This window comes from Acinetobacter pollinis (assembly GCF_015627175.1).
Lineage (GTDB): Bacteria > Pseudomonadota > Gammaproteobacteria > Pseudomonadales > Moraxellaceae > Acinetobacter > Acinetobacter pollinis.
In genome coordinates, this window is the sequence record NZ_VTDQ01000065.1 from 1 (window position 1) to 6,482 (window position 6,482).

Sequence of the window (6,482 nt, forward strand, 5' to 3'; positions counted from 1 at the left end):
GTTTAAAGAAATCTCTGAAACGTATAAAAGTACTCCTTTTTACGTGCTGCTTAAACAATTGGTTGTCAACAATTGTCATGAAGCTTTCTTAGATGAACAAACCGAGGCACTACAAACCTTTAAACCTGAACAGGTATTTGCACGAGTCCGTAATCACGTTGCTGAAAATATCCAGATGTGTCGTCTTGCAGAACAGTATTTATATCAAAGGCAGTTTGAATTACCGCCTGAGCGTACAGAATTAAATAAAAAGATAGAGACCTTACGCACCTGCGTTATTCAAACTGAAGAGATGCTCAGAGAAAAGAGCTTTGCTCAAGATGTCGAACGCAACGAAAGACAAATGAGAAATGAAGCCCATGTGCAAGAGGTTGTACCAACACTTGAAAAACGTCCTCAACCGAAAATATCTCATGATCAAGGACTAGAAATTGACTAAAATAAGGCAAAAAAACAAGTCAAAAGTCCGATGAATGACTTAAAAATAAGTTATTTTAACGATAAAAAATGATTATATGGTTATTAATTAATCAGAACGATCTGTATGAATTTAGAGCTAAAAACGCTGATAAGTTGAATAAATATTAATCTAAAATCGCCTAAAAACATGATTTTAATCACACAAAATATGTTTTTATATAATTTTATTAAGCGTTTTTAGTTATATTTATAAAGTCTTTTTAAATATGAATCTCATCAACGATACTTAACTCAGTCAAGTGATTTGGCTCACCCTCTAGCGATTTTTAGTTTTTGTATGCTCAACCAGTCTTTTGGTTGGGCATTTTTTTATGGAAAATAGACAGATCAGTCTACTGAAAAATGAAGTGATTAAAGCTGTTAATAACAGATAAAACTCAATCAATGAATTAATATGTGTTAAAAAGCGCTTATTTGCGTTCTAAGCAATGAAAAATAAAAAGACATAGTAGGACATATAAAAATAGAAATAAGCACCTTAGTGAGCCTTAGAATGAAAATTAGACCTATCTTGTAGTATCAATCCGTACCAAATATCAAATTGAGTTAAAAAAACAGTATCTGATTTCATGAAAATATTCATATTCTTGAATACAGATTTTTTTATAAAAAAATAGCTTTAAAAAAAGAAAAAAAGGCTTTTATTGTTTTTAAATGCTTTTAAAAGCTTTTAGACAGGCTGTAATCCTTTGATAGCAATGCTTTCAAGACCTATAAAACTAGGTTTATCGACCTATAAAACTAGGTTTATCGACCTATAAAACTAGGTTTATCGACCTATAAAACTAGGTTTATCGACCTATAAACTAGGTTGATTTACAACCTAGTTTAAATGGGGTAAAGTACGCCTTAGCTTTGTTATAAATTTATTATTAGAAATGAGTGAATTAGTCGTAAAAGATAATGCTTTAATTCAAGCAAGTTATACTTTAGATACTGTAGAGCAACGTTTAGTTCTTTTAGCTATTGCTGAAGCACGAGAAACAGGACAAGGGATTACAGAAAATAGTTTATTAGAGGTTCATGCCAGTAGCTATATAAATACATTTAATGTTGAAAAACATACTGCTTATACTGTACTTCGTGAAGCTTCTAAAAGCTTATTCGACCGTTATGTTACTTACCATGATACTAATCCTAAAACAGGTAAGGACCGCAGCTTTCATTGTCGTTGGGTAGATAAAATTGGTTATGAAAAAGAATCAGCTATAGTTTTTTTACGTTTTACACAAGATATAGTTCCTTTGATAACTAGACTTGAAGAAAATTTTACAAAATATGAGTTACAACAAGTTTCTAAGTTAACTAGTTCGTATGCTATTCGCTTATATGAGTTATTAATTCAATGGAGATCTTCAGGAGAGACTCCCATTTTTGATTTGTCTATATTTCGACAGCAGTTAGGTGTTGAATCTCACCAATATAAGACAATGAGTAATTTCAAAACATATGTTCTCGATTTTGCATTAAATCAGATTAATGAGTTAACTGACATTAAAGCCAAATATGAGCAACATAAAAAAGGACGTACTATTACCGGTTTTTCTTTTAACTTTAAACAGAAAAAGTTAAATTCTGAATCGATAAAAAAAGAATCAAAAATTCCAAATTTTCCTCCTAAAATGACTGATAAACAACGTCAGTTATTTGCAAAAAAACTTTCGGAATTATCAGAAATGGGAAGTTACTCTGTTGGTGCGGAGAGTTATCAAGATTTTGCTAATCGTATTGATGAAATGTTAAAAGATTCAAAAAAGATTCAAGAATTATTGCCTTATCTTAAAAAAGTTGGATTTAAAATTGTATAAGATTTCAACTTGATCATTTTTTTATTAGGCTGTCTAATAGGCATCTAAGTTTGACAAGTTTAGGCATAAATTTTTATATGAAAAGCCTTTCAGTTATTGAGCTATCTAAGCTTTACAATATAAATAGACAGACTATTTACAATAATATAAATAGAGGAATTTTAAGTAAAAATTCTGATAATAAAATTGATTTATCAGAAGCTATCAGGGTATTTGGTGAGCCAATTAAAAAAGGAAATGTAAAAGAAGATGTAAAAATAGACAAAATAGAATCGGCAGAAGTTTTACTGCTTAGACAGCAAGTTGACATGCTTAAAAATCAGCTTGATGATGCTAAAGGAAGAGAGTCTTTCTATCAAAATCAGATTGAAACAATGCAACGTTTATTAGAGGCTCCAAAAGATAAGGTAACATCGTTTACTGAGCAAAAAAATAATCAAGATATAGCTGTAGAATCTAATTTCAAAGAATCTATTCAGGAAGAAGAATTAAGTAATTTAAAGAAAAAAAAAAGAAGCTTTTTTAGTAGTTTTTTTTCTAAAAAATAATAGATTTATTACTTATTAGCTAAGGTTCAGTACTCTGTATTAAAAGTTTATTTTTATAATTGACTATCGTTTAAAAGCTCTAAATGTTAGTATTATTATACGCCAATGAAGTATATATATTCATGCTATTTATTGAGACTAGTATTTTTACGAAACAAATAAAAAGTCTTATTTCTGATGAAGAATATCGTGAATTTCAGGAAGAGCTTTTATTACAGCCTGATAAAGGGGCTTTGATCAAGAATGGTGGAGGCATTAGAAAAGTACGATGTTCTCAAAGTAATAAAGGGAAAAGTGGTGGCATAAGAGTAATTTATTATTGGGTTACTGAAGATGATCAAATATTTTTTTAGTAGCTTATCCTAAATCTGTAAAAGATAATTTAACAGATAAAGAAACTAATATTCTACGACTGTTGGTTAAGGAACAATTTCATGGAAAATAACTTATTTGATGATTTGGTTGCTTCTATCAAAGAGGCTGGAGCAATTAAACGTCAGGAAATAAAAGCAAGTCATGTAATAAAGCTAGAATTACCTGATATTAAGCGAGTACGTGAAAAAACTGGCTTGAGTCAAAATGAATTCGCAGCACGCCTTCATATTAGCCCTCGCACACTGCAAAACTGGGAGCAAGGAAGAAGATATCCAACAGGACCAGCAGCGACTTTAATTAGGATATTAGACTCTCATCCTAGTCTTATATAGAAAGGCAGAATGAGAGAAAAATCTCTCATTCTATTAAGTTCGTATAATCAATATTATGTTCAATCTGATAGTTGACCCTAGACCAAATTTGGGTTATCTAAAGATTCACAATATTCAGCATAAGTAATAAAATTCATTTCTTTTTCACTGAAAAATCTTGCATGATCAGATATTTTTTTATTAAAAATTTGATAGTGGCTTGCATAATCAGTTGTATAGTTCACAGTAGGTAAAGGAATATGTACCCTACATATATTAATATCTTTAATAGTACTCCATAGAATTCTATCACCATATAAAGACTCTGATTTTTCTTTAAATAACCACATTCTTAAAATCGTAAATGCAGAGCGTAAGAAAAAATAGCAATTTGTATCAACAAAATTTAAATTATTTGAATGAGGGCAAACTCCAAACTTCCCATCTTCTTCAGAATAAAGATTTCTATCTGTAGTAATAATTATACTATCTTTATGTTTTTCAGAAGCAATTAGAATATTAGTAATATGATTGGTTTCATACCATTTCAGACAAACTGAGTTTTGATAGTTTTATTGCTTAAAGTATTGGTTTAATTTTTTTAACATAATCATCAATAGGATAGAATAAAGCAGTAATATCAGTCATGAGGATTGGAGTGATCCGTGTTGTGTAGTAACCTAACTCATAGCTCTAATCCTTGTCTTTTTCAACCAAAACTTTAAACAGGATTCGGGTTATATTATGAAAAAATTTGGAATATGCACTGTATTGGCAACTACAGTATTAGTGCAAGGTTGTCAGATACCTCAGGTTATTGGTCAAAAAGATATAGTTACAAAAGCTTCGGAGCCGAGTAAAAGTTTTGCTATGACACCTGAACAATTTCGTGTTGCGATGAATCAAAAACTTAGAGTTGATAACTTAGCATCACTCGTTACATTTTCCCCCTTTATACTTAATAATCATTTTTTTACAGTAGATCATATTGCTGACCAACAGATTATGCTTGAAGGTAAAGTGAATTCAGATGGAAAATTAACTTTAATTCGTTATCGAAGTCATTTAATGGATGAAAAAAGCTTAGTGATTGCCATGAGCTTAATTAAAAATACTGCAAAAATTTTACCATCAGTACTGAGTGAAAAAGACAGAGAGTCCTCGATTGAGCAGATTATGGAGGATGCCGTTGCTAGCCCGACTGGTTCAGCAAAAAAAGAAATAGAACGCGGTATTATTTACTCAGCATCTAGTTTGTCAAATGGTTTATTTGAAGTGTCATATCAGGTCAATTTATAGATAGTGGTTTTATGGCAAAAAATAAGTTTTTAGGAGTGTATAAATTGAATTGAGAGAAGTCCTCTTAAAGCACCTTTTAATCTAAAAAATGGGGGGAATTATGATAATTTGTAACTCTTAAAGGTTTAAAGCAGAAAAGTAACTCAAATATAAAAAACCACTGTTACTACTTCAATAAAACTCATAAAGGAATAAAATAAAATGAAATTTTTTAATAAATCATTAGTAGCTATAGCTTTAGCATCAATGAGTTATGCTTCATATGCAAATGTCCAAATTGGACAAAATTCGAATGCAACAAATAGTACAGACCAGGGTCTAGAAAATAATGTAGCACTTGGTGATGGATCAACTGCTACGGGTGGTAATTCAACTGCTATAGGTGCTAATTCAACTGCTATAGGTAATACTTCAACTGCTATAGGTGCTAATTCAACTGCTAGTAGTACTGGTTCAATTGCCACAGGTTATAGTTCAGCTGCTAGTGGTGATGCGTCAACGGCCACAGGTACTAATTCAAATGCTAGTGGTGATGCGTCAACGGCCACAGGTATTAATTCAAATGCTAGTGGTACTAATTCAATTGCCACAGGTAGCTATGCAGCAGCTACTGGTTCTAATTCAACTACTACAGGCTCTAATTCAACTGCTAGTGGTACAGCATCAACGGCCACAGGTTCTGCATCAAATGCTAGTGGTAATAATGCAACAGCTACAGGCTCTAATTCAACAGCTAGTGGTACAGCATCAACGGCCACAGGTTCTGCATCAAATGCTAGTGGTATTGCGTCAACTGCTAGTGGTGTTGGATCAACTGCTAGTGGTTATGCGTCAATTGCTACAGGTGCTAAATCAACTGCCGAAGGCAATCAATCAGTAGCATTGGGCAGTTTTTCAAATATTGGTAAAGACACTAATAATTCTGTAGCACTTGGTTTTCAATCAAGTACAACAAGAGACAATACTGTTTCTATAGGTAATGATAATAGTAAGAGACAGTTAATTAATTTAGCTAATGGTACTGCAGATACTGATGCAGTCAATGTAAGTCAATTAAATAATGTACAAGAGCAAGTAAATAAAAATACTGCTGATATCAAACAAACAAATACTGATCTCGCTACAACAAACCAAAATGTGCAGACATTAGGAACTCGTGCTGATAAAGCAGATCAAGGTATTGCTCAAAATACTGCTGATATCAAACAAACAAATACTAATCTCGCTACAACAAACCAAAATGTACAGACATTAGGAACTCGTGCTGATAAAGCAGATCAAGGTATTGCTCAAAATACTGCTGATATCAAACAAACAAATACTGATCTCGCTACAACAAACCAAAATGTGCAGACACTAGGAACTCGTGCTGATAAAGCAGATCAAGGTATTGCTCAAAATACTGCTGATATCAAACAAACAAATACTAATCTTGATACAACAAACCAAAATGTACAGACACTAGGAACTCGTGCTGATAAAGCAGATCAAGGTATTGCTCAAAATACTGCTGATATCAAACAAACAAATACTAATCTTGATACAACAAACCAAAATGTGCAGACATTAGGAACTCGTGCTGATAAAGCAGATCAAGGTATTGCTCAAAATACTGCTGATATCAAACAAACAAATACTAATCTCGCTACAACAAACCAAAA

Annotated in this window: 6 protein-coding genes and 2 pseudogenes; 7 read left to right on the forward strand and 1 reads right to left on the reverse strand. The window is 31.9% G+C overall.

Annotated features, from left to right (window positions below; genetic code table 11):
• The 5 genes and pseudogenes from I2F23_RS13375 to nadS all read left to right on the forward strand — a co-directional run.
• Positions 1 to 439 (forward strand): hypothetical protein (locus tag I2F23_RS13375; protein ID WP_195773074.1); only part of this gene is annotated, 439 nt, incomplete at its 5' end.
• Between the two features lie 919 nt (positions 440 to 1,358).
• Positions 1,359 to 2,288: a replication initiation protein RepM gene (gene repM / locus I2F23_RS13380; RefSeq protein WP_195773075.1), complete on the forward strand. Its 930-nt coding sequence runs from the start codon at positions 1,359 to 1,361 to the stop codon at positions 2,286 to 2,288.
• Positions 2,289 to 2,365: 77 nt separating this feature from the next.
• On the forward strand, positions 2,366 to 2,836 hold the full coding sequence (locus I2F23_RS13385; protein WP_195773076.1) for a plasmid replication DNA-binding protein: 471 nt from the start codon (positions 2,366 to 2,368) through the stop codon (positions 2,834 to 2,836).
• 122 nt (positions 2,837 to 2,958) lie between these two features.
• Positions 2,959 to 3,281, forward strand: a pseudogene (locus I2F23_RS13390) (type II toxin-antitoxin system RelE/ParE family toxin).
• On the forward strand, positions 3,271 to 3,543 hold the full coding sequence (gene nadS / locus I2F23_RS13395) for a NadS family protein (protein ID WP_195773077.1): 273 nt from the start codon (positions 3,271 to 3,273) through the stop codon (positions 3,541 to 3,543). The pseudogene I2F23_RS13390 and the gene nadS overlap by 11 nt, the downstream one beginning before the upstream one ends.
• Before the next feature lie 77 nt (positions 3,544 to 3,620).
• Here the strand turns inward: nadS and I2F23_RS13400 are convergent, their stop codons facing one another.
• Entirely contained in the window at positions 3,621 to 3,872 is a 252-nt protein-coding gene (locus I2F23_RS13400) for a hypothetical protein (protein WP_195773078.1), read from the reverse strand.
• A 394-nt stretch (positions 3,873 to 4,266) separates the two neighbouring features.
• Here I2F23_RS13400 and I2F23_RS13405 point away from each other — a divergent pair, with 394 nt between their 5' ends.
• Together I2F23_RS13405 and I2F23_RS13410 are read left to right on the forward strand one after the other, a co-directional pair.
• Positions 4,267 to 4,821, forward strand: a complete 555-nt coding sequence (locus I2F23_RS13405) for a hypothetical protein (protein ID WP_195773079.1) — start codon at positions 4,267 to 4,269, stop codon at positions 4,819 to 4,821.
• A gap of 201 nt (positions 4,822 to 5,022) precedes the next feature.
• Positions 5,023 to 6,482, forward strand: a pseudogene (locus tag I2F23_RS13410) (hypothetical protein); the annotation flags it as partial.

Excerpts from the sequence above, each read along its gene's own strand:
- repM (WP_195773075.1), top strand. The coding sequence starts at position 1,359 with ATGAGTGAATTAGTCGTAAAAGATAATGCTTTAATTCAAGCAAGTTAT.
- I2F23_RS13385 (WP_195773076.1), top strand. The coding sequence starts at position 2,366 with ATGAAAAGCCTTTCAGTTATTGAGCTATCTAAGCTTTACAATATAAAT.
- nadS (WP_195773077.1), top strand. The coding sequence starts at position 3,271 with ATGGAAAATAACTTATTTGATGATTTGGTTGCTTCTATCAAAGAGGCT.
- I2F23_RS13400 (WP_195773078.1), bottom strand. The coding sequence starts at position 3,872 with ATGTGGTTATTTAAAGAAAAATCAGAGTCTTTATATGGTGATAGAATT.
- I2F23_RS13405 (WP_195773079.1), top strand. The coding sequence starts at position 4,267 with ATGAAAAAATTTGGAATATGCACTGTATTGGCAACTACAGTATTAGTG.